The sequence below is a fragment of the Rhizobium sp. Leaf321 genome (genome assembly GCF_001423215.1).
Classification (GTDB): domain Bacteria; phylum Pseudomonadota; class Alphaproteobacteria; order Rhizobiales; family Rhizobiaceae; genus Neorhizobium; species Neorhizobium soli.
The window spans coordinates 1-21,485 of the sequence record NZ_LMOF01000002.1; the positions used below are offsets into that span (position 1 = coordinate 1).

General features: G+C 61.0%; 15 protein-coding genes and 1 tRNA gene. 12 read left to right on the forward strand and 4 right to left on the reverse strand.

The features are described from left to right. The first annotated feature begins 68 nt into the window (after positions 1–68). A complete protein-coding gene (locus ASF70_RS01550) occupies positions 69–446 on the forward strand; it encodes a DUF6693 family protein (RefSeq protein ID WP_062576873.1) in 378 nt (125 codons plus the stop codon). Between the two features lie 6 nt (positions 447–452). Here ASF70_RS01550 and ASF70_RS01555 read toward each other — a convergent pair whose 3' ends face one another. Then, positions 453–2,021 carry an MFS transporter gene (locus tag ASF70_RS01555; RefSeq protein WP_062576874.1) on the reverse strand — a complete coding sequence of 523 codons (1,569 nt, stop codon included), beginning with the start codon at positions 2,019–2,021 and terminating at the stop codon, positions 453–455. 106 nt (positions 2,022–2,127) lie between these two features. Continuing rightward, positions 2,128–5,616: a carbamoyl-phosphate synthase large subunit gene (gene carB / locus ASF70_RS01560; protein WP_062576875.1), complete on the reverse strand. Its 3,489-nt coding sequence runs from the start codon at positions 5,614–5,616 to the stop codon at positions 2,128–2,130. Between the two features lie 248 nt (positions 5,617–5,864). Here carB and ASF70_RS01565 point away from each other — a divergent pair, with 248 nt between their 5' ends. From ASF70_RS01565 to ASF70_RS01585, 4 genes are all read left to right on the forward strand, one after another. Then, on the forward strand, positions 5,865–6,878 hold the full coding sequence (locus ASF70_RS01565; protein WP_062576877.1) for a phosphatase PAP2 family protein: 1,014 nt from the start codon (positions 5,865–5,867) through the stop codon (positions 6,876–6,878). Between the two features lie 71 nt (positions 6,879–6,949). Beyond that, entirely contained in the window at positions 6,950–8,197 is a 1,248-nt protein-coding gene (locus ASF70_RS01570; protein ID WP_062576879.1) for an MFS transporter, read from the forward strand. 100 nt (positions 8,198–8,297) lie between these two features. Next, positions 8,298–9,194 carry a neutral zinc metallopeptidase gene (locus tag ASF70_RS01575; RefSeq protein ID WP_062576881.1) on the forward strand — a complete coding sequence of 299 codons (897 nt, stop codon included), beginning with the start codon at positions 8,298–8,300 and terminating at the stop codon, positions 9,192–9,194. A 380-nt stretch (positions 9,195–9,574) separates the two neighbouring features. Further along, positions 9,575–10,990, forward strand: a complete 1,416-nt coding sequence (locus ASF70_RS01585) for an MATE family efflux transporter (RefSeq protein ID WP_082471696.1) — start codon at positions 9,575–9,577, stop codon at positions 10,988–10,990. A 42-nt stretch (positions 10,991–11,032) separates the two neighbouring features. Here ASF70_RS01585 and carA read toward each other — a convergent pair whose 3' ends face one another. Beyond that, on the reverse strand, positions 11,033–12,238 hold the full coding sequence (gene carA, locus ASF70_RS01590; RefSeq protein WP_062576896.1) for a glutamine-hydrolyzing carbamoyl-phosphate synthase small subunit: 1,206 nt from the start codon (positions 12,236–12,238) through the stop codon (positions 11,033–11,035). 307 nt (positions 12,239–12,545) lie between these two features. On the opposite strand from carA, the gene ASF70_RS01595 reads away from it, so the two are divergent. From ASF70_RS01595 to ASF70_RS01620, 6 genes are all read left to right on the forward strand, one after another. Then, positions 12,546–12,998: a GatB/YqeY domain-containing protein gene (locus tag ASF70_RS01595; RefSeq protein WP_062455897.1), complete on the forward strand. Its 453-nt coding sequence runs from the start codon at positions 12,546–12,548 to the stop codon at positions 12,996–12,998. A 385-nt stretch (positions 12,999–13,383) separates the two neighbouring features. Then, on the forward strand, positions 13,384–15,399 hold the full coding sequence (gene dnaG, locus ASF70_RS01600; RefSeq protein ID WP_062576884.1) for a DNA primase: 2,016 nt from the start codon (positions 13,384–13,386) through the stop codon (positions 15,397–15,399). 537 nt (positions 15,400–15,936) lie between these two features. Continuing rightward, positions 15,937–17,988 (forward strand): RNA polymerase sigma factor RpoD, encoded by a 2,052-nt coding sequence (gene rpoD, locus ASF70_RS01605; protein ID WP_062455900.1) that lies wholly within the window; start codon positions 15,937–15,939, stop codon positions 17,986–17,988. A gap of 122 nt (positions 17,989–18,110) precedes the next feature. Beyond that, on the forward strand, positions 18,111–19,424 hold the full coding sequence (locus ASF70_RS01610) for a DUF930 domain-containing protein (protein WP_162237938.1): 1,314 nt from the start codon (positions 18,111–18,113) through the stop codon (positions 19,422–19,424). A gap of 25 nt (positions 19,425–19,449) precedes the next feature. Beyond that, on the forward strand, positions 19,450–19,872 hold the full coding sequence (locus ASF70_RS01615) for a secondary thiamine-phosphate synthase enzyme YjbQ (protein WP_062576889.1): 423 nt from the start codon (positions 19,450–19,452) through the stop codon (positions 19,870–19,872). Positions 19,873–20,027: 155 nt separating this feature from the next. Then, a complete protein-coding gene (locus tag ASF70_RS01620) occupies positions 20,028–20,369 on the forward strand; it encodes a hypothetical protein (RefSeq protein ID WP_113110862.1) in 342 nt (113 codons plus the stop codon). A gap of 78 nt (positions 20,370–20,447) precedes the next feature. Here ASF70_RS01620 and ASF70_RS01625 read toward each other — a convergent pair whose 3' ends face one another. Then, positions 20,448–21,215 (reverse strand): SIMPL domain-containing protein, encoded by a 768-nt coding sequence (locus ASF70_RS01625; protein ID WP_062455912.1) that lies wholly within the window; start codon positions 21,213–21,215, stop codon positions 20,448–20,450. Positions 21,216–21,409: 194 nt separating this feature from the next. Here ASF70_RS01625 and ASF70_RS01630 point away from each other — a divergent pair. After that, positions 21,410–21,485 (forward strand) — tRNA-Ile (locus ASF70_RS01630).

Genomic DNA, 21,485 nt, shown 5'->3' on the forward strand with positions numbered 1-21,485 from the left:
TTCAATTGACTTCGTCTTGAAATGAAAGCTGTATTCGGCGGGGTCTCTCAAGACTATAGCTGGGGAATATGTCGAATACAGACGTTGCGGTTACACCGCCATTCAAGACGCAACCTTTCGGATCCACGCTTCGGTGCGAATATTCGCTGATGGAGGCGGTCGGGTATATCATTCTCTGGGTGATCATCAGTGTGTTGACACTTGGGATCGGTGCGTTCTTCGCCGTTTACTACTTCTACAAGAGCATCATCAACAAGACCTACCTGATCGGCCGGGACGGCCAGCGGATCGCGCGGCTCGAGTGCGAACTCAATCTGGCGGAGATGATCGGTCACATCCTGATCTGGATCCTGATCTCCATCGTGACGCTTGGGATCGGTCTCGTGTTCTACGTCTTCCGCACGCTGCGCCTCTGCTTCAACAAAACGAGGCTCGTCTATATCTGAGCGCGCTCAGTGTCCCAAGCCGATCGCGCTTTCGTCGATATGGGCGCGGGCGTAGATCGTGCGGGCGGTCGCTGCGAGGATAAGCAGGAGCAGTGAGGCGAGGAGGCAGCAGCAGGCAAAACCCGTCGAGAAGGATTGCCGGGCGGCCTCCAGCCAGACCGGACCTTCGCCTGCCTGCAGAGCGGTGCCACTGAGCCCGCGTGCCGTCTCGACGGCGCCGCCAATGGTCGCCCTGACCGTTGCTGCCTGGGCCGGGTCGAGCCCGGTCACATCCGCGCCATCCATTAGAATGCGATAGACCAGTGTCCCGAAGCTGCCGAGAAGGGCGACACCGAGGGCGCCGCCGAATTCGGCGCTGGTTTCGGAAATCGCCGAGGCCGAGCCGGAGCGTTCCGGCGGCGCCGTGCCAACGATCAGGCCAGTCGTCGTCAAAACGACGGGCACAAAGCCGATGGCGATGAACATGGTCGAGCCGAGGACGCCGTAGAGGCTCTCGGAATAGGCGGCGATCGACATGGACAACATGCCGGCCGCGTTGATGACGAGACCGATGAGGACGGTGTTGACCGGGCCGAACCGGTTGGTGAAACGGTAGGCCTGCAGCGACATCACGGTAAAGACGATCGATGACGGGATCGACCAGAGGGCGGCTTCGAGCGGCGACAGGCCGAGCACGAACTGCAGGAAGAGGTTCTGGTAGAGAAACACCCCGAAGACGAAGAACATGCCCGCGAGATTGACGAGAAGCGAGGCGGTGAACGCGGGGATGGCAAACAGCTTGAGGTCGATCAGAGGCTGCGTCAGGCGCTTCTGACGGCGGATGAACAGGTAGCCGAACGCAAGCCCGATCGCGATCGGGATCAGATGCCGGCTCTGAAAGCCGTCGGCCGCCATGTGCTTGAAGCCGTAGATCACCGGCAGCACGGTCGCGAGCGACAGGACGACGCTGACGAGATCGAGCTTGGCACTTTCCGGGCTCTTGTATTCCGGCAATAGGAACGGGGCGACGACCAGAAGCACCAGCATGATCGGAATGTTGATGAGAAACACCGAGCCCCAGTGAAAATACTGCAGGAGAAAGCCGCCGAGGAGCGGGCCAATTAGTCCGCCCAGTGCGAAAGCTGTTCCCCAGATGCCGATCGCCCGGTTTCGCTCGGCTTCGTTCTTGAAGAGGTTGACGATCAGCGACAGGGTCGAGGGCGCGATCGTCGCGCCGGCAATGCCGAGAAGCGCACGGGCGGCGATGAGTTGCTGCGCTGTCGATGAGAAGGCGGCAAGTGCCGAGGCGATCCCGAAGGCGAATGCGCCGATCAGCAGCACGCGGCGGCGGCCGATCCGGTCTCCGAGCGTGCCCATGGTGACGAGAAAACCGGCGACCATGAAGCCGTAGATATCGTTGATCCAGAGCAGTTCGGACGCCGACGGATCGAGATCCACAACGATCGCGGGGACGGCGAGAAACAGGATGGACAAGTCCATCGAGTAGATCAGGCAGGCGATCGACAGGACGCAGGCACCGATCCATTCCCGGCGACCGGCAGGCTCGTGGCCCGGATGTTGCGACGGCGTCTGCATCGTTCCTCTCCCAGATATCGGCTTGCGGATTTACCGCACGTCTCAGGATCGGGCAACCGCGGGGCCAGCAAAGAAAACGGGCGCCAGAGGCGCCCGTTGGAGAGTGTTACGCGAAGTAGCTTTGCAGCGTACGCACTTCGAGATTGCCGGCCTTCAGCGCCTTGATCGCCATCGCAGCGGATTCGGCACCTGATATCGTCGTGTAATACGGCACCTTCTGCATCAACGTTGCACGGCGCAGCGATTTCGAGTCCGAGATCGCCTTGTTTGAATCCGTCGTGTTGATGACGAGCTGGACCTGGCGGTTGCGGATGGCATCCTCGATATGCGGGCGTCCTTCCAGGACCTTGTTGATCTTGGTCGACTCGATGCCGTTTTCGGCGAGGAAGCGGGCGGTACCGCCGGTGGCGATGACCTTGAAGCCTATTTCCTTCAGCATGCGGATGGCCGGCAGCACGCGTGGCTTGTCGTCGTCGCGGACCGACACGAAGACCGCACCGTCGCGGGGCAGTTCGACGCTTGCACCGAGCTGGCTCTTGGCAAAGGCGAGCGCGAAGTCCGTATCGAGACCCATCACTTCGCCGGTCGAACGCATTTCCGGTCCGAGCAGGATGTCGACGCCGGGGAAGCGGGCAAACGGGAAGACCGCTTCCTTGACCGCGATATGCTTCAGGTTGCGCGGATCGGGCTTGGTGCCGTAGGCCGCAAAGATCGCGTCGAGCTTTTCGCCGGCCATGGCACGGGCGGCGATCTTCGCGATCGGCGCGCCGATGGTCTTGGCCACGAAGGGCACGGTGCGCGAGGCACGCGGGTTGACTTCGAGCACGTAGACGGTGCCGTCCTTGATGGCGAACTGGACGTTCATCAGGCCGACGACGTTGAGCGCCTTGGCCATCGACGTTGCCTGGCGTTCCAGTTCGTCGATCATCTCGTTTGAGAGCGTGCGCGGTGGCAGCGAGCAGGCGCTGTCACCCGAATGGATACCGGCTTCCTCGATATGCTCCATGATACCGGCGACATAGACGTCGGTGCCGTCGCAGAGGCAGTCGACATCGACTTCGATGGCGTTGGACAGGTAGCTGTCGAACAGAAGCGGGTTCTTGCCGAGCAGGGTGTTGATCTGGCCGGTCTTGTCGTTCGGATAGCGCTGCTTGATGTCTTCAGGCACCAGTTCCGGCACCGTATCGAGCAGGTAGCTCTGCAGCTGGCTTTCCGAATGCAGGATCTGCATGGCGCGGCCGCCGAGAACGTAGGATGGGCGAACGACCAGCGGGAAGCCGATTTCCGACGCCACGAGGCGGGCCTGTTCGACCGAGTAGGCAATGCCGTTGTTCGGCTGCGTCAGGTCAAGCTTCATAAGAAGCTTCTGGAAGCGGTCGCGGTCTTCGGCCAAGTCGATCATGTCGGGCGCCGTTCCGAGGATCGGTATGCCGTTCTTTTCGAGCGCTTCTGCGAGTTTCAGCGGTGTCTGGCCGCCGAACTGCACGATGACGCCGACCACTTCACCCTTTTCCTGTTCCGCACGGAGGATCTCGATCACGTCTTCGGCCGTCAGCGGCTCGAAATAGAGGCGGTCGGACGTGTCGTAGTCGGTCGATACGGTCTCGGGGTTGCAGTTGATCATGATCGCTTCGTAGCCGGCATCCTTCAGGGCGAAGGCGGCGTGGCAGCAGCAATAGTCGAACTCGATGCCCTGGCCGATGCGGTTCGGACCGCCGCCGAGGATGACGACCTTCTTGGCGGTCGAGACTTCGGCTTCCGAGCGCAGTTCGCCGACGAACGGCGTCTCGTAGGTCGAGTACATATAGGCGGTCGGCGACGCGAATTCGGCAGCGCAGGTATCGATGCGCTTGAAGACCGGCCGCACGTTGAGCGCGTTGCGCAGTTCCGCGACTTCCTTCGGGCGTTTCTTGGTCAGGCTGGCGAGGCGGGCGTCTGAGAAGCCCATGGCCTTCAGCATGCGCAGGTTCTCGGCGTCAGCAGGCAGGCCGTGTTCGCGAACGCGGGCTTCCATGTCGACGATCGCCTTGAACTGGGCGATGAACCACGGGTCGATCTTGCAGGCTTCATGCACTTCGGCTTCGGAGAGACCGAGACGGAGAGCCTGGGCGACCTGGCGCAGACGGTCCGGCGTCGGCGTGCCGATTGCGGCGCGGATGGCGTTCTTGGAGCCTTCTCCCTCTTCCATGCCGGGGATCTCGATCTCGTCGAGACCGGTCAGGCCGGTTTCGAGACCGCGGAGAGCCTTCTGCAGCGATTCGGCAAAGGTACGGCCGATCGCCATGACTTCACCAACCGACTTCATGGCAGTGGTCAGGACCGGCGAGGCGCCCGGGAATTTCTCAAAGGCAAAGCGCGGGATCTTGGTGACGACGTAGTCGATCGACGGTTCGAACGAGGCAGGGGTCGCGCCGCCGGTGATGTCGTTGTCGAGTTCGTCGAGCGTGTAGCCGACCGCAAGCTTTGCCGCGACCTTGGCGATCGGGAAGCCTGTCGCCTTGGAGGCGAGCGCCGAAGACCGCGATACGCGCGGGTTCATTTCGATGACGACAAGACGACCATCGGCCGGGTTGACCGCGAACTGGACGTTGGAACCGCCGGTCTCGACACCGATCTCGCGCAGGACCGCGATCGATGCGTTGCGCATGATCTGGTATTCCTTGTCGGTCAGCGTCAGGGCCGGTGCGACGGTGATCGAGTCGCCGGTGTGGACGCCCATCGGGTCGATGTTTTCGATCGAGCAGATGATGATGCAGTTATCCGCGGTGTCGCGGACCACTTCCATCTCGTATTCCTTCCAGCCGAGAACCGATTCCTCGATCAGCACTTCGGTGGTCGGCGAGGCATCGAGGCCGCCGCCGATGATCTCGAAGAATTCCGAGCGATTGTAGGCAATGCCGCCGCCGGTGCCGCCCATGGTAAAGGACGGGCGGATGATGGCGGGTAGGCCGACGACGTCGATAGCCTGTGCCGCAATCGCCATCGCGTGGCTGATATAGCGCTGCTTGCGGTCGGTTTCGCCGAGGTTCCACTGGTTTTCGAGCGCGTCGAGCGCCTTGTCGAGCTCGGCGCCGGACAGTTCGGCCTTGACCTTGTTGCGCTCGGCTTCGTGCGTCTTGCGGTCGGCATCCTTGATATCGGTGGCATTGGCCAGCATCGACTTCGGCGTCTCAAGGCCGATGCGGCTCATGGCTTCCCGGAAGAGGGCGCGATCTTCGGCCATGTCGATGGCGGCGGGCTTGGCGCCGATCATCTCGACATTGTAGCGGTCGAGCACGCCCATTCTCTTGAGCGAAAGCGCCGTGTTCAAGGCCGTCTGGCCGCCCATGGTCGGCAGAAGCGCGTCAGGGCGTTCCTTGGCGATGATCTTGGCGACCACTTCCGGGGTGATCGGCTCGATGTAGGTGGCGTCGGCCAGGCCCGGATCGGTCATGATCGTTGCCGGGTTGGAGTTGACCAGAATGACCCGGTAACCTTCTTCGCGCAGCGCCTTGCAGGCCTGGGTGCCGGAATAGTCGAATTCGCATGCCTGGCCGATGACGATCGGGCCCGCCCCGATGATGAGGATCGATTTGATGTCTTGGCGCTTCGGCATGATCTCTATCCACTTTTTTCTGCGCGAAAAACCGGCACGGGGCGTGAAGCTCCGGTCGGGTGGCGTGCGCATGTTTTTTCTGGCTAGACGCGGCTTATAGGGAAATGTGCCGGGGAACGGAACCCCATAATTGAGCATATCGACAGGAATTGTCCGGATTGGACGTTGCACACGCAACATTCGGTGTCAGGCTGGTTTTAACTTTCGACGGATACACTCGTGCTGTTTGTGCAAGGTAGTCTGACGTCATGGATTTGGAACTGATCAGGGCGCGGTACGGGTTGCTGTCGCTCACCGTCGCCTCCTATGTGGTGGCTTTCGGATTGGCGCAGATTACCGGACTGAAAGTGGATTATGCCGGCGTCGGCAGGTCCGCCGGTTACTTTGTCGCATTGCTCGTCGTCGTCGGGTTTTACTGTCACGTCCGCAAGCTGAATGCGATGACGTTCGTTCTCGAAACGGTCACCTGTACTCTGCTTCTCATCGTGCCGGTACTCGTCTCTACCTATCTCAGCATCCGGGTCGGCATGCCGACTGCGGACGCGGTTCTTATGTCGTGGGATGCGGCACTTGGCCTGTCATGGCGAGGGTTCATAGCATTTGTTGATGCAAGGCCGTTGCTGGCTGAGATCCTCGGCCTCGCGTACCTGTCGTTTTCGTTCCAGTTGCTCCTGATTCCGGTCGTCCTCATCGCGACGGGTCGTCCTCTGCGTGCCTATCAGATGGCGATTGCATACGCGGTGCTATGCTACATCTCGAGCGTGATATCGATCTGGTTTCCAGCACTTGGAGCCTATGTCGTCTACGGTGTCGAGCCAGAGCAACTGACAAGCATCAACGCGTATTTCAGCTTTTTCTTTCTCGATCAGTTCAATGCCTTGAGGACAGATCCTGATTTCATTTTCAGAATGGAGGAGGTCGCCGGCATTTTGACATTCCCATCCGTGCACGCCGCGGTCGCTGCACTTTGCGCCTGGGCCGCATGGGATCTTAGATTTGCGCGCTATCCGATGATGGTGATCAACATCCTGATGGCTGTTGCGGCTGTTTCGCATGCCAGTCATTATTTTGTCGATGTGCTGGCAGGCGGGGTCGTCGCCGGCGTTTCCATCGTTGCCGTCAAACGGCTGACACGGGGACCAAACAGATCGCCGGTAATGGAAAACCAGGCTCTGTCACAGCCTCGACGAGACCCGTTTACGAACCACGATCGTACCGTTTGCTCCCGTCCTGACATGGACAGGCCTGATTTGCCGCTCTAATCCTTGGCATACGTCAATATTTGCAGCGGCAACGATCCTTGATGGACGAACACCCGCGCGGAGGAGCCCCAATGGCGGATGCCACGTCCAGACCCGTTGATGCAGCTGCAACCGTGCAGCCGGAAAATTCGGCTTCCGCCGTCCAGGCGGACAAGACGGTGATGCCGATCATTTTTGCGGTCAGCTTCTGCCATATGCTCAACGACATCATGCAGTCGATGATCTCGGCGATCTATCCGATGCTCAAGGCCGACTACAATCTCGACTTCTGGCAGATCGGCATTCTGACGCTGGCCTTCCAGTGCACCGCATCGCTGCTGCAGCCGGTGATCGGCATCATCACCGACAAGAAGCCATTCCCGTACTCGCTGCCGATCGGCATGGGGGCGACGTTTGTGGGGCTGTTTCTGCTCGCCGGTTCGCATGTCTATCTGATGCTTGTGGTGGCGGCTGCGCTGATCGGCATTGGGTCGGCGGTGTTTCATCCGGAATCGTCGCGGGTGGCGCGGCTTGCGTCCGGCGGGCGCTATGGTTTTGCGCAGGCGACCTTTCAGGTGGGCGGCAATTTCGGACAGGCGATCGGGCCGCTGCTGGCGGCCTTCATTATCGTGCCGATGGGGCAGGGCAGTGTTGCCTGGTTTTCGGCAATCGCGCTCCTCGGCATCGTGATCCTCTCCTGGGTCGCGCGCTGGTACAAGGCGCACATGCTGGCCAACAAGGGGCGCAAGAAGAGCCTTGGCATCCACAGCCTGCCGCGTCGCACGGTGATGGTGGCGCTGGTCGTGCTGGCGATCCTGACGTTTTCGAAGAACATCTACATGGCGGCGATCGGCAGCTATTACACGTTCTTCGTTATCGAGCGCTTTGGCGTCACCGTGCAGTCGTCGCAGGTCATGCTGTTCGTGTTTCTGGGCGCAACGGCGCTCGGCACGCTGATCGGCGGTCCGATCGGTGACCGGTTCGGCTCCAAGGTGGTGATCTGGATCTCCATTCTCGGTGTGCTGCCGTTCACGCTGGCGATGCCGTTCGCCAATTTGCCGATGACGATCGTGCTGTCGGGTATCGTTGGGCTGCTGATGGCGTCGTCGTTTCCGGCCATTATCGTCATGGCGCAGGAGCTGGTGCCTGGCCGGGTCGGGATGATCGCCGGCATCTTCTTCGGGCTCGCATTCGGCATGGGTGGCATTGCCGCCGCCGTGCTCGGGATCATCGCCGACCACAGGGGCATCAGTTTTGTCTATTCCATCTGCGCCTTCCTGCCGGCGCTTGGCCTTCTCACCGTGTTCCTGCCCAGCAAGACGCAGCTGAGGGTCGCCTGAGCCAACAGCCTGACATCCCGACATGGATATTTGGCGGGCCTGTTCTATATCGTCGTCAAGGATCATTTCCGACCGAACTTATTAGAACCTGGGGTGCGATATGGAATGGAAAGGGCGTCGGCAATCCGACAATGTCGAGGATCAACGGGGTGCCTCGATGGGTGGCCGCGGTGGCGGTTTCCGCATCCCGATCGGTGGCGGCGGACGTGGCGGTGGTGGATTGAGCATCGGCGGCATCGTCGTCGTGCTGATCATCTGCTGGGTCACGGGCATCAATCCGCTGACGCTTCTTTCGGGCGGCGATACCGGCATGGATACGGGCACCAGCACCACGCAGCAGGCGCCGCGTACGCCCGCTGAAGACGAGATGACCGGTTTCGTCCGCACCGTCCTTGCTGATACCGAAGACACCTGGAACGAAATCTTCCAGAGCAACGGCGCTCGTTATGAGGAGCCGACGCTGGTTCTCTTCGGCGGTCAGGTTCGGTCTGCCTGCGGTTTTGCGTCGTCGGCAAGCGGCCCGTTCTACTGCCCGGGTGACCGCAAGGTTTATCTGGATACGGAGTTCTTCAAGGAACTCAGCCAGCGGCTTGGGGCCGGAGGCGATTTTGCCGAGGCCTATGTGGTCGCGCATGAAGTCGGGCATCACGTCCAGAACCTGCTCGGCGTATTGCCGAAATTCAACCAGGCGCGGCAGAATATGAGCGAGACCGAGGCCAACCGCATGTCGGTTCGCGTCGAGCTTCAGGCGGACTGCTTTGCCGGCGTGTGGGGCAAGCGGACCCAGCAGAAGGGCTTTCTCGAAAGCGGCGATCTGGAGGAGGCTTTGAACGCCGCCCAGCAGATCGGCGACGACACGCTGCAGAAGCGCAGTCAGGGTTATGTCGTCCCGGAAAGCTTCAACCACGGCACCTCGCAGCAGCGTATGCGCTGGTTCAAGCAGGGCTTCGACACCGGCGACATGAAGGCCTGCGACACGTTCTCGGGCAATGTCTGAGCAGTGATCTCTGCTGCTCCGCCGAGCAGCAGAGCCGTGACTGAGAGATCAATCTTCGAAATATCGTGTGGGCGGCGAAACCGATCGCCCGCACCCTCCCGATTTCGGCATGCTCGGCTCCGCAAAGCCGGGACCTATGCCGGGCTGCATTCGGCACCAGCCGGCGGCGATGGACAAGGCCAAGTTCCTGGCCGCACCATCCTCCTATCGATCGGTCCGTCAGACCTGTCACGTCACCCATCAACGTTGGTGAACTTCGCCCTACAATTTTTGCTGGATCGGTGCCGAGCCTTGATGAACCCCGATGCCTTCTTTATAGGCAGGGTACCGTGCCGCTGACCGTTTCTGGAAGCGGCTTTTTCCATTTGTAGGATTTATCGATGTCGGGCTTGCCGAACACTGCCGGTGCATCTGCGCCGCATGACGCCGTCATTACGGATCGTTCCTGGTCGTCGCATCTGCGCGGCACGTTTGCGCTCGGCATCCCGCTGGTGGGAGCCCAGCTTGCGCAGATGGCGATCCATACGACCGACGTCATTCTGGTCGGCTGGCTTGGGACGACCGAACTTGCCTCCGTGGTCATTGCGACGCAGCTGTTTTTCGTCGTGTTCATCTTTGGCACCGGGTTCACCAGCGCCGTCGTGCCGCTGGTTGCGCAAGCGCTCGGTCATGGCGACCGGATTGGCGTGCGCCGGTCGGTGCGCATGGGGCTGTGGGTGGTGATTGCCTATTGCACGCTTGTGGCACCGCTGCTCTGGTTTAGCGAACCGATGCTGCTCGGCCTCGGTCAGGCGCCCGATGTCGCGGCCAATGCGCAGAGCTATCTTCGCATTGCGCAATGGGGCATGTTCCCGGCGCTTGGCCTGATGGCGCTGCGCAGCTTCGTGACAGGATTGGAGAAGGGCGGGATCGTTCTCTACATCACGATCGGCATGTTCATCATGAACGCGATCGTCGCCTATCTGTTGATCTTCGGCCATTACGGAGCGCCGCAGCTGGGTCTTCATGGTGCGGCGATCGCTGCCGTGTCCGCCAACCTGGTAGGCTTCCTGATCGCGATCGCCTATGTGCAGGCGCAGCCCTCCATGCGCGCCTACGAACTCTTCGTGCGCTTCTGGAAGCCTGACTGGTCGATGGTTCGGGAAGTCTTCCTGCTCGGACTGCCGATCAGCTTCACGATCCTTGCCGAAACGAGCCTGTTTGCGGCGGCTTCGCTGATGATGGGCAGTATCGGCAAGCTCGAGCTTGCGGCCCACGGAATCGCGCTGCAGCTTGCCTCGATCGCCTTTATGGTGCCGCTGGGTCTGGCGCAGGTCGCAACGGTTCGGGTCGGTCTTGCCAACGGTCGTGGCGACATGGTCGGTGTTCGAAGGGCCGGCGGGGCCGTGCTGATCGTCAGCATCATCTTCACGGCGATCGGCGGTGTCCTTTACGCCGTGATGCCGGGCGCGCTGGCGGGGCTTTTCCTCGACACCAGCCAGCCGGACGCCGCTGCGGTGCTCGCGCTCGCCACACCGCTGATTGTCATTGCCGGCATCTTCCAGCTGGTCGACGGTCTGCAGGCTGTCGGGGCAGGGTTGCTACGCGGATTGAAGGACACGCAGGTGCCGATGCTGCTGGCGCTGATCGCCTACTGGCCGATCGGCTTCGTCTGCGCCTGGGTGTTTGCATTTCCGCTCGGCTATCGCGGCGAGGGTGTCTGGTTCGGTTTCGTGATCGGCCTTGCCGCCGCAGCTCTCTTCCTGTGCGGACGGTTCTGGATTCTTTTGCAGCGCCATAAGCAAATGGCCCGCTGAGAGCAGCGAGCCATCTGATTGAAACCGTGACTTGAGAAGGTTTTAGCGCTCTGCGAGCGCTGCCTCTCCCTTGTTCTCGCGCACCATGTTGATGAAGCGGCGGAACAGGTAGTGGCTGTCCTGCGGACCGGGCGATGCTTCCGGGTGATGCTGGACGGAGAAGACCGGCTTGCCGGACAGACGCAGACCGCAATTGGTGCCGTCAAACAGGGAAATGTGCGTCTCCTCAACACCCTGCGGTAGCGACTTCGAGTCGACCGCGAAGCCGTGGTTCATGGACACGATCTCCACCTTGCCGGTCGTGTGATCCTTGACCGGGTGGTTCGCGCCGTGATGACCCTGGTGCATCTTCTCGGTCGTGGCACCAAGTGCGAGGCCGAGGATCTGGTGACCGAGGCAGATGCCGAAGGTCGGGATGTCGGTCTTGACGATGTCTTGGATGACGGGGACAGCGTAAGCGCCGGTGGCTGCCGGATCGCCCGGGCCGTTCGACAGGAAGATGCCATCCGGCTTCAGCGCCAGAATGTCTTCCGACGAGGTCTGTGCCGGCACGACCGTGACCTTGCAGTCGAGGCCGGTGAACAGGCGCAGGATGTTGCGCTTCACGCCGTAGTCGATGCAGACGATGTGATACTTGGCGTCTTCGGCCTTCAGCTCTTCGGAACCTTCGTTCCAGACCCAGGGCTTTTCCGTCCACTGCGACGACTGGCCGGAGGTTGCTTCCTTGGCAAGGTCGAGACCTTCGAGACCGCTCCAAGCCTTGGCTTCGGCCTTTAGCGCTTCGATGTCGAAATTGCCGTTCGGGTCATGGGCGATCACCGCGTTCGGGGCACCGTTCTGGCGGATCCAGGCGGTCAGCGCGCGTGTGTCGATGCCCGACAGGCCGATGACGCCGCGGCTCTTCAGCCAGGAGTCCAGATCCTTTGCCGAGCGGTAGTTCGATGGTTCGGTGATATCGGCCTTGAAGATCGTGCCAACGGCGCCGCGGCGGGCAGCGGGCGTCAGGTCCTCGATGTCCTCGTCATTGGTGCCGATATTGCCGATATGCGGGAAGGTGAAGGTGACGATCTGGCTGAGATAGGACGGATCGGTCAAAATTTCCTGGTAGCCGGTGAGGGCGGTGTTGAACACCACTTCGGCGGTGACCTTGCCGGTCGCGCCAATGCCTGTTCCTTCAATCACGGTTCCGTCGGCAAGCACGAGAACGGCGGTGGGTTTTTTCGTGGTCCAAGGGGTGGTCGCGGTCATATCCATCCTTCTGCCCCAGCGGCCCGTTTCCCGAAACGGAAAACAGGGTGTCGAGGTCATCTCTCGTCGCAGAAAAGGGCGCGCGGAAACCCGCTTGCGGCCCACTATCCAATTGTTGTGCAGGTCCTCGACATAAACAAGGCAGAACAGCGGGTCAATTGCCGTTTATGAGAAAGCTGGGCGCAAAGGCCGGCAATCGGTGAGTTTGGCCGTGTCGGCAAAACGTTTGATCGCCGTTCACGCTTGTTCTATGACGTCGCAAAAGATCGGTCCGCTGCGGATCGAGTGACGTTCAAGGAGACAGGCCATGTTGCGCGAGAAGCTTTCCGAAGCGATGAAGGAAGCGATGAAGGCGAAGGAAACCCGCAGGCTTTCGACCGTGCGGCTGATCCAGACCGCCATCAAGGACCGTGACATCGCCAATCGCGGCACCGGCAAGGACGCTGCCACTGACGACGAAATCCTGCAGATCCTGCAGAAGATGGTGAAGCAGCGCGAGGAGTCGGCGAAGATCTACGAAGACAACGCCCGCCCGGAACTTGCAGCACAGGAACGCGAAGAGATCGCCGTCATCAAATCCTTCATGCCGGAACAGATTTCCGACGAGAAGGCGAGCGAGATCGTCGCTTCCGTCATCGCCGAGATCGGTGCTGCTGGAATGAAGGACATGGGCAAGGTGATGGCCATTCTGCGCGAACGCTATGCCGGCCAGATGGATTTCGCCAAGGCGTCCGGCACGATCAAGGCGCAGCTGAGCTGAGGTCTAGCCGCTACGCATAAAACGAGAAAGGCGGGAAGTCCTTCATGGAGTTCCCGCCTTTTGCTCTTCTACGCCTCCCATCGGCCGACCGCGGACATGCCACCGGTGGGAGAGAACGATCGACCGCAGTCATTGCAGGCAGCCGTCCTGAAGAGCAATCTCAGATGCCGTAGCCCTCCTGTCGAGGCGACTGACGGCACGTCTTGTCGGATTCAACGCTATGCAGGGAACCTGCGTATCGCAAGTTACAATTCGTTAATTTCTGTGGGTTGATCGGGTCGGTGGTCACGGGAGCGGCGGCCTGTGAATAGCGGGCATGATTTGCGGCCGGGCTGGCATTCCTGCGCACTGAGCATTAATATGGTCTCTGGCCCGCGAGGTAGACATGCGCTTTTCAAACAGTTTTCTTGATGAGATCCGGGATCGGGTGCCGATTTCGACGGTGATCGGCCGTCGTGTCACCTGGGATCGCAGGAAGACCAATGCTGCGCGCGGCGATTTCTGGGCCTGCTGCCCGTTCCATGGCGAGAAAAGCCCGAGCTTTCACTGCGAGGACCGCAAGGGTCGCTATCACTGCTTCGGCTGTGGCGTATCGGGCGATCATTTCCGCTTCATGACGGATCTGGAAGGGCTGAACTTTCCAGAAGCCGTCCAGCAGGTTGCCGATATGGCTGGTATCGCCATGCCGCAACCCGATCCGCAGGCGGAAAAGCGCGAACGGGAGCGGATGTCGCTTCTCGACGTCATGGAAATGGCGACGCGCTTCTTTCAGGACCAGTTGCAGAGCCCGACCGGCGCCAAGGCACGCGCCTATCTTCGCGACCGCGGACTGACGGCGCGCACGATCGAGAATTTCCGCCTCGGCTATGCGCTGGACAGCCGCAATGCGCTCAAGGAGTTCCTTGCCGGCAAAGGTGTCGCGAAGGAACAGATCGAGGCCTGCGGCCTGGTGCGTCACGGCGAGGGGATTGCCGTTTCCTACGACTATTTCCGCGACCGCATCATGTTCCCGATCCTGTCGTCGCGCGACAAGGTGATTGCCTTTGGTGGACGCGCGATGGCGCCGGATGCGCCGGCCAAATACATGAACTCGCCGGATACCGAACTCTTCCACAAGGGCCAGGTGCTCTACAATTTTACCCGCGCCAGGCGGGCGGCTCAGCCGGGGCCGGGATCCAAGGAGCCGGGCACGATCATTGCCGTGGAAGGCTATATGGATGTGATCGCGCTCAGCCAGGTGGGCGTCGAGAATGCCGTTGCGCCGCTCGGTACGGCCTTGACCGAAAACCAGCTGGAGCTGCTTTGGCGGATGACGCCGGAACCGATCCTGTGTTTCGATGGCGATGGTGCCGGTATCCGTGCTGCAAACCGTGCTGCGGATCTCGCGCTTCCCTCCATCAAGCCCGGCCGCTCGGTGCGGTTCGCGTTGCTTCCAGACGGCAAGGATCCGGACGATCTCGTCAAGCACGAGGGAAGAGCGCCGTTCGATGGCGTGATCGCGCAGGCGCGTCCGCTGGCGGAGATGGTCTGGCAGCGGGAAACCAATGGTGCCGCCTTCGAGACCCCGGAAAAGCGGGCGGAGCTCGAGGCAAGGCTCAAGCAGATCGTTTCCGTGATTGCCGACGAAAGTGTGCGCCGTCACTACCAGCAGAATGTGCGCGATCGTCTCAACGGCTTGTTCCAGCCGCAGCGCAATGGCGGCGGTGGCGATCGTCGTCAAAGCTACCAGCAGCGCGAAGGCGGCGGGTCCGGCAGAGGCGGTGCGGCCGGCGGACGGGGTGGATCGTCGTTCCAGCAGCAGGGGCGCGGAATGGGTGTTTCCGACCGCCTGACGCGATCGGGGCTGGTGCGGGGACATCTCGACCTTCCGGCCCTGCGAGAAAGCGTGCTGGCGCTGACCATCGTCCATCATCCGCAGCTTCTGCTCAACGAGTATGACGAGATCGCCTCGATCGAATTCGAGAACCGCGATCTGAAGCGGATGTGGTCTTGCGTGCTGACCATTGTCGGGCAGGCCGGTGCCGGTTTGACGGTGCAGGACCTGAAACGGGAACTCGGCGAGAATGGCTTTGAGGAACTGTTGAAGTCGATGAACCAGCAGATCCGCAATGCGCGACTGTGGACGGCGACGGAAGAGGCCGATCCGCAGGATTCGCTGCAAGCCTACCGTCAGACCCGGGCACTGCATTCCAGAAACAAGGAGCTCCGCTGGCAGAAGATCGAGCTGGAGCGTGAACTCGCGGAGATGACCGAGGACGAGGCCGAGCGTGCCGAGATCCTGCTGCGTGCACTTCTGGAGGTACAGAATGAAATTTCCAGGCTTGAAAACCAGGAAGCGATCATCGACGGCTTCGGTGTTCTGTCAGGACGCGTCAAGGGCGCTGCCGTCAGTCACGGATAAAGGAGAGCTGCGCAGATACTAAACCGTGTTGAATTGGTCGCCTGATGGATTAACAGCGCGAGTGGAGTGGTCTATACAGCTCTTGATTGATCACTGTATTGTTGCAACGCATCGGAAAATGGCGTCAATCCCGCGCATTTCGGGTAGAGCCAGGGGTTATTACCGGGCGGCGGGCTCTTGTCTTTCATTGTGCACCGCTTACATATGGCTTCAATATGACGGGAGTACCGCCAACGGGGACATGGTCGTAAGGTAATTTCCACTTTTCCTGGGCACAAGCTTTGGAAGAACTTGACGAAGCGTTATTTTGTGGGAATCACCATTTCGGGCAATATTGGTGGAGTGGGTCTAGCGCCGCGGCGATGTTCGGCATCTTCGTTCTGGCGGTCCCCGCGAGTAGCGGTCGCCGATGGTAATCGGGAGTTAAAGGTCATTCCGTTACGAGTTGGATATTGATTCGCGGCTGGTGTGGCTTTTGCCCTCCGCCGCAGGCCACGAAGCGCTGCGCAGTGGCGTTCAGGGAAAGCGACGACATACATGGCAACTAAAGTCAAAGAAAACGAAGAAGCCGATACCGAGCGCGAAGGCTCGGTCGACGGTCCGCTTCTCGATCTTTCTGACGACGCGGTCAAGAAGATGATCAAAGCCGCGAAGAAGCGCGGCTACGTGACGATGGACGAGCTCAACTCGGTCCTTCCTTCCGAAGAGGTCACTTCCGAACAGATCGAAGACACGATGGCGATGTTGTCCGACATGGGCATCAACGTCGTTGAAGATGAAGAAGCCGAGGAGGCCACCACCGAGGAGGAGGACTCCAACGAGAGCGAAGAGAGCGAAGGCGGCGAACTTGCCCCGACGTCCAGCACCGCTCTTGCCACGGCGAAGAAGAAAGAACCCACCGATCGTACGGACGATCCGGTGCGCATGTATCTGCGCGAAATGGGCTCGGTCGAGCTTCTGTCGCGTGAAGGCGAAATTGCGATCGCCAAGCGCATCGAGGCTGGCCGCGAGACGATGATCGCCGGTCTGTGCGAAAGCCCGCTGACGTTCCAGGCGCTGATCATCTGGCGCGACGAACTGAACGAAGGCACGACGCTGCTGCGCGAGATCATCGATCTTGAGACGACCTATTCGGGTCCCGAGGCGAAGGCTGCGCCACAGTTCCAGAGCCCGGAAAAGATCGAGGCGGACCGCAAGGCTGCCGAGGAAAAGGAAAAGACCCGCAAGGCTCGTTTCTCTGCTGCCAACGATGACGACATCACCGCTGTTGGCGGTGACCAGGGCTTGGAAGAAGAGGAAGAGGACGACGACGAGTCGAACCTTTCGCTTGCCGCCATGGAAGCGGAACTGCGCCCGCAGGTCATGGAAACGCTCGACACGATCGCGGATACCTACAAGAAGCTGCGCAAGCTTCAGGACCAGCAGGTCGAGCAGCGGCTTGCCGCCTCCGGCACGCTGTCTTCCGCTCAGGAGCGCCGCTACAAGGAACTGAAGGACGAGCTGATCACGGCAGTGAAGTCGCTGTCACTGAACCAGAACCGCGTCGAAAGCCTTGTCGAACAGCTCTACGACATCTCCAAGCGTCTGATGCAGAACGAAGGTCGTCTTCTTCGTCTGGCTGAATCCTACGGCGTCAAGCGCGACTCGTTCCTGGAACAGTATCAGGGTGCCGAGCTTGATCCGAACTGGATGAAGTCGATTGCCAATCTGTCGGCTCGTGGCTGGAAGGATTTCGCCAAGGCGGAGTTCAACGCCATCCGGGATATCCGTCAGGAGATCCAGAGTCTCGCGACCGAAACCGGGATTTCGATCACCGAATTCCGCCGGATCGTGTCGATGGTGCAGAAGGGCGAGCGCGAAGCGCGGATCGCCAAGAAGGAAATGGTCGAGGCGAACCTTCGTCTCGTGATTTCCATCGCCAAGAAATACACCAACCGCGGCCTGCAGTTCCTGGATCTTATTCAGGAAGGCAATATCGGCCTGATGAAGGCCGTCGATAAGTTCGAATACCGTCGCGGCTACAAGTTCTCGACTTATGCGACCTGGTGGATCAGGCAGGCGATCACCCGCTCGATCGCCGACCAGGCCCGCACGATCCGTATTCCGGTGCACATGATCGAGACGATCAACAAGATCGTCCGCACATCGCGCCAGATGCTGCACGAGATCGGCCGCGAGCCGACCCCGGAAGAGCTGGCCGAAAAGCTGGCCATGCCGCTCGAAAAGGTCCGCAAGGTCCTGAAGATCGCCAAGGAGCCGATCTCGCTCGAAACCCCTGTGGGTGACGAAGAGGATTCGCATCTGGGTGACTTCATCGAGGACAAGAATGCGCTGTTGCCGATCGATGCCGCCATCCAGGCGAACCTTCGTGAAACGACGACGCGGGTTCTCGCATCGCTGACGCCGCGTGAAGAACGTGTTCTTCGCATGCGCTTCGGCATCGGCATGAACACCGACCACACGCTCGAAGAAGTCGGCCAGCAGTTCTCGGTTACCCGCGAACGTATCCGCCAGATCGAAGCGAAGGCGCTGCGCAAGCTGAAGCACCCGAGCCGGAGCCGCAAGCTGCGCTCGTTCCTCGACAGCTGATCGCTGGACCAGACCCATTAAAAGCCCGGCCGTTATGACGTGCCGGGCTTTTTTATTGATGTTGTGATCGGGCCGGGCTCGATCATACCCGCGAACCATCCTACATGGGAGCCATGCCGGATATGTCTCCCGCCCCGCATAAGAAGGTGATCGCAACGGCGCTGGGTGCGTCCGTGGCTCTGCATCTGATCATTGCCGGCGCGCTTCTCGTCCAATTGCCGCTGCCGACCGACGCGGTTCCCGAGGAGGAGACCGTTCAGGTGGAAATCGTGCCGCCGCCGGAACAGGAAAAGCAGGAGCCGGTCGAAGAAGCGAAGAAGCCTAACGAGCTGAACCTCAAGGAAGAGGCGAAGACCGAAGAGCCGCCACCGGAAAAGCCGCCCGAGCAGAAGCCTCAGGAAGATCCGCTCGAGGACCCCGTGATTTCGGCGAGCAAGGCTTCTGCACCGGAAGCTGCTCCGCCGCCTTCCCCTGCGCAGGACGAAAAGCCGGAGGAGCAGAAACCGCTGGAACCTCAGCCTCCCAAGCCTGAAGAACCAAAGCCCGAAGAGCCGCAGCCTCAAGAAAAGCCGCCCGAAGAAAAGGCGCCGGAAGGAGCGAAAGAGCCCGAGGCACCGCAGAAGGCCGAGCAGCCGGCACCGCCGCCGCCGCATGCAAGCCCGACACCGGCCGAGGAGGACAAGCAGGCGTCAGCGCCGCCGATGTCCGCACTGCGGCCTGTGTTCCAGTTTGGCGAAAAGGATAGCGGTCCGCGCCAGGCGCTTGACGGCAATGCTGCGGAGGATGCGCCGGCGCCCGCTGCGACCGATGCCGATCCGCCAGCGCCGGAGGAGCCTGCACAGACGGCGGGTCCCGACGTGCAGGGCGAGGGCGCGCCACAAGAAGCGCCGGTTCCGACCCATATGACGCCACCGCAGCTCAGTGTTCCAGGCTCCGATCCGTCGGGAATGCCGGGACCTGCCGCTGGCCCGTCTCCAGACGCTATGTCGGCCGGGCTCTTTACAGGGCCGCCTTCCTCCGCACCCGTGCCGACGCAAAAGCCGGCGCCGCCGAAACCATCCGATACGGCCGGCGATCTCAAGCCCGTGAGAACGCTGTTTTCCGCGCGCGATACCGGCGAGACGCTGGCGACCGTCGCGATGTCCGGCATTCCGCGCGGCGTTCGCGCAGGGCAGCTGTGCTCGTCGGAACTCAGTGCGCAACTTCAGAACGGCTCGCCCGCCTACAATCCCGATGTCTTGCCCGCACCGAAGCTGCCCAATGGGACGGTTCTCGAGGCGCGCAATATCGGCTTTCGCGCCAAAGGCCAGTGGCATGATGTCAGCTTCCGCTGCGAAGTCGATGCCGATGCCACGAAAATAATTTCGTTTTCGATGAATGTGGGTGGCCTCGTGCCGCGCTCGGAATGGCGCAAGCGCGGTTTTCCCGAGTTTTGATCTTCAAGCAGACAAGAGAATTTCGATGCCGCAGACCGCGATCCAGATTTCGACCAGAGGCCAAGGGCTATACGAGTTCACGGATGAAGCCGAACGCTTCGTGCGCCAGGCCGGGCGCGACGAGGGCCTGCTGACTGTCTTTGTTCGCCACACGTCCTGTTCGCTGATCATTCAGGAAAATGCCGATCCGGACGTGAAGCGCGATCTGAATGCGTTCTTTTCCCGCCTCGTTCCCCCCTCGGACGATCCTTCGATGGGCTGGGTCAGCCATACGATGGAAGGACCAGATGACATGCCGGCACATATCAAGGCGGCACTGACGGCAGTCTCGATCGGCATTCCGATAACCGGCGGCAGGCTGGCGCTCGGCACCTGGCAAGGGATCTATCTCTTCGAGCACCGCGACAGCCCGCACAGGCGCGAGATCGTGCTGCACCTTTCGTCGTGATGATCGTTGTTTTCCAAATGAACAAATACTGAATGATCGGTTTTGCAGGCATTCAGCTGGGTTGGATAGAGTTGCATCGACCGTTGGCCCGAAAGGCCGGCGCGAGACAGCCGGACAACCGGTGACAGGTTCAGGAGAAGCAAAAGATGACTACAATCACACGCCTGATGGCGAAGGCCGGCCTTGCAGCCTTGATCGCCATGACAGGGATTTCGGCGTCCGCGCCAATCGCCGCCGCCGCCGGCCCTGAATTCGTACAGTACCGTGAGCGCGACTGGCGTCCGCATCACCCGCCGCGCTATGAGCGCCCGCGCCACATGCGTCCCGTCGGCTGCTCGCCGCGCCTGGCTGAACGTCGCGCCGAAGCGATGGGTCTGCGCCGTACCCGCGTCGTCGACATCTCCCGCCGCAGCGTGACCGTCGTCGGCGTCGATCGCCGCGGACGCGACCGGGTCGTGTTTGCCAACGTGCGCGGCTGCCCGCTCATCCGTCGCTAAGGGATCTCAAGCGTCCGAGTGTATCTTCAGCCCCGTCCGGCATTCGCCGGGCGGGGTTTTGTCGTTGAAGCGATCCGATCAGGGATCGATGGAGAACACGACGTTGACGTTGACCGTGTAGCTGGTCTCGCCGGCCGCCACCGGGACGCCGTTGCCGGAATCCTTTGCCATTGTCATGCGCATCATCGGCGGGGCCATGGGCGGTGCCGAATTCTCGCTGATCTCCATGATGCGGCCAAGCTTGACGCCGGCAGCTTCCGTCAGCGTCTTTGCCTTGGCGAGCGCTTCGGCAACGGCTGCCTTGCGCGCCTGCGTCATCACTTCGTCGGTATTGGTATTGGTGAACTCGATCTGTCCGCCCTGGTTGACACCGAGCTTGACCGTCTTGTCGATCAGACCGCCGAGCTTTTCGAGATCGCGCACCTTCAGCGTCAGCGTGTTGGACACTTCGTAACCGATAATTTCCTGCGGCGGCTCGATGCCGTCCTTCGGGGCTACCTGGCGATATTGCGGGTAGATCGCAAAGCTGCTGGTCTGGACGTCGCGATCGGCAATGCCTTCAGCCTTGATGGCGGCGAGCACTTCGCTCATTGCCGTGTTGTTGGCGGAGACGGCCGCATCGGCGGTCTTTGCCTGCCTCACGACGGCAAGCGACAGGATCGCCATATCGGGCGCGACCGCGGCCTTGCCCTCACCGGACACGCTGATGATCGGTTCGCGCGGCGTGCGGGCTTCCTGCGCAGACGCGACCGTTGCCGAAAACGGCGACAGCGGGAGGAAGGCCGTGCCGAGGGCAAGGGCTAGGAAAGCCGGCGCGAGAGAAGGGGCGGTGGGCAAACGGCGCATTGTGTCTCCTTTGATACTGGTTGTTCGACCTCGAGGATCCCGGCCAAATGCCTGAGTTGAAAGCCGAACACCCTCTAGGTGACGTGTGATTGTGAACCTATTGCGGCGAGGCCTTGTGAGCTTTCACAATTTGAGCTAGACGGACCCTTGCGACCGGCGAACCATTGCGCCAGTCGTCATGCCTTCAAAGGGCAGGGCCTGTAGCTCAATGGTTAGAGCCGGCGGCTCATAACCGCTTGGTTGGGAGTTCGAGTCTCTCCGGGCCCACCA

Coding starts and splice junctions, on each gene's coding strand:
- carB (WP_062576875.1), bottom strand. CDS start 5,616: ATGCCGAAGCGCCAAGACATCAAATCGATCCTCATCATCGGGGCGGGC.
- ASF70_RS01595 (WP_062455897.1), top strand. CDS start 12,546: ATGTTGCGCGAGAAGCTTTCCGAAGCGATGAAGGAAGCGATGAAGGCG.
- dnaG (WP_062576884.1), top strand. CDS start 13,384: ATGCGCTTTTCAAACAGTTTTCTTGATGAGATCCGGGATCGGGTGCCG.
- ASF70_RS01565 (WP_062576877.1), top strand. CDS start 5,865: ATGGATTTGGAACTGATCAGGGCGCGGTACGGGTTGCTGTCGCTCACC.
- ASF70_RS01570 (WP_062576879.1), top strand. CDS start 6,950: ATGGCGGATGCCACGTCCAGACCCGTTGATGCAGCTGCAACCGTGCAG.
- ASF70_RS01575 (WP_062576881.1), top strand. CDS start 8,298: ATGGAATGGAAAGGGCGTCGGCAATCCGACAATGTCGAGGATCAACGG.
- ASF70_RS01585 (WP_082471696.1), top strand. CDS start 9,575: ATGTCGGGCTTGCCGAACACTGCCGGTGCATCTGCGCCGCATGACGCC.
- ASF70_RS01610 (WP_162237938.1), top strand. CDS start 18,111: ATGTCTCCCGCCCCGCATAAGAAGGTGATCGCAACGGCGCTGGGTGCG.
- carA (WP_062576896.1), bottom strand. CDS start 12,238: ATGACCGCGACCACCCCTTGGACCACGAAAAAACCCACCGCCGTTCTC.
- rpoD (WP_062455900.1), top strand. CDS start 15,937: ATGGCAACTAAAGTCAAAGAAAACGAAGAAGCCGATACCGAGCGCGAA.
- ASF70_RS01625 (WP_062455912.1), bottom strand. CDS start 21,215: ATGCGCCGTTTGCCCACCGCCCCTTCTCTCGCGCCGGCTTTCCTAGCC.
- ASF70_RS01555 (WP_062576874.1), bottom strand. CDS start 2,021: ATGCAGACGCCGTCGCAACATCCGGGCCACGAGCCTGCCGGTCGCCGG.
- ASF70_RS01615 (WP_062576889.1), top strand. CDS start 19,450: ATGCCGCAGACCGCGATCCAGATTTCGACCAGAGGCCAAGGGCTATAC.
- ASF70_RS01550 (WP_062576873.1), top strand. CDS start 69: ATGTCGAATACAGACGTTGCGGTTACACCGCCATTCAAGACGCAACCT.